We start from the raw sequence: 1,575 nt of genomic DNA on the forward strand, positions 1-1,575 counted from the left end.
CCAGTTTCCCCCCCGCACCCTGAACACGCGATACCGTTTCCTGGGAGGGGAGGTCTGAAGTGTGCACTTCCGATCTGTGGGGCGCGGGCGCGGGGGCGGCCGCGACCAGCTCCGGATCGCCGAGCAGGGCGCGGACCTCCGCCTCCTCGTCGTCGAGCCTGCGGATCCGGTCGCGCAGGACGCCCTGCTCCTCGTCCGGCAGCGCGGCTTCGAGGACCTCCTCCGGCGTCCGGAACCCCTGCTCCTCGGCCTCCTGCGCGGCCTTGGCGCGGGCGGCGGCCAGCTCCTCGCCGGCGCGCGCGTACGCGCGTGCCGCCTCGACCGCCGCGGCGATCCGGTCGGCCTCCCCGGCGAGCCTGGCGATGCGGGCCTCCAGCGTCGGGTCGCCGCCGCGCGCCTCGTCGAGCTCGGCGGACAGGCGGGCCCGCTCGGCGGCCAGCTCCCGGTCGTGGGTGCGGTTCTCGGTGAGGGCGCGGCCGGTCTCCTCCTGCGCGGAGCGGACCCGGTCGAGCTCCCGCTCGTCCCGGTGCAGCGCCGCCTCCAGCCGCTCGGCCTCCGCGGCGCGGGCCTCCGCTGCCGCCAGCGCCGCGTCCGCCTCGGCGAGCTCGGCGGCGAGGGCGTCGGGGTCGGCCTCTCCGGCGATCTCCCGCAGCTCGTCGCGCGCGGTGCGCAGCTCCCCGGCCGCCGTCGCGGCGCGCTCCCGGGCGTCCTGGGCCTCGTCGGCCTCGGCCTGCGCCCGCTCCACCTGCTCCTCGGTCGGGATCAGCGCGAGCGAGGTGACCGGGTCCGGGTGCTCGGTGGAGCCGCAGACCCGGCAGGGCTCGCCGTCGGCCAGCTCCTCGGCGAGGACGGCGGCCATGCCGTCCAGCCGCGCCTGCCGGAGGTCGAGGACGCGCTGCCGGGCGTCCTGGGCGGCGTCGACCGCCGTCCGGTACGCGGCCTCCGCCTCGGCGAGCCGGTGCTCCACCTCGTCGCGGCGCCGCGCCGCGACGAGGCGGCGCCCGGCGTCGCGGACGGCGGCGGCGGCGCCGGAGCGTCCGGCGGCGGCGATCCTGGCCTCGTCCAGCTCGGCGCGGCGCTCCTCGACGCGCGCGGGCAGATCGGCGAGCGCGGCGCGGTTCCGCGCGTCCTCCGGCTCCAGCCGCCGCAGCTCCGCGGCCAGCGCCTCCCGCTCGCGGTCGACCTGCCGGAGCCGGGCGGCGGCGGCCCTGCGGCCCTCCAGCGCCGCGACCTCGTCGCGGCGGTCGCGCTCGGCCTTGGCGAGGACGTCCTGCGGCGCCCGCGGCGGGAGCAGCGCGGCGGCCCCGGACCGGGACTCCTCGGCCCAGCGGCGGGCGCGGCTCGCCTCCTCGTACCGGGCCTGGACGTCCCTGACCAGCGGGACGACCCGGTCGGCGCGGGCGGCGGCGTCGAGCCGCGAGGCCAGCCCCGACTTCTCCTCGGCGCGCTCGGCCAGCGCGTCGCGCCTGGCGAGCGCCTCGGCGTGGCTCTTCGGCCTCGGCAAACCCACGGAGAAGGGCTGGCTGGACGGCGTCTCGCCGTCCAAGGGCTTTCTCAGCCATGCCGAGGGCCCGT

At 79.6% G+C, this 1,575-nt stretch carries 1 pseudogene; it reads right to left on the minus strand.

The features are described 5' to 3' along the window. A pseudogene (locus AB0C69_RS42165) lies at positions 1-1,510 on the minus strand (SMC family ATPase); the annotation flags it as partial. Positions 1,511-1,575 lie beyond the last annotated feature (65 nt).

The sequence above is a fragment of the Actinomadura sp. NPDC048032 genome (assembly GCF_040653175.1).
Classification (GTDB): Bacteria; Actinomycetota; Actinomycetes; order Streptosporangiales; family Streptosporangiaceae; genus Spirillospora; species Spirillospora verrucosospora.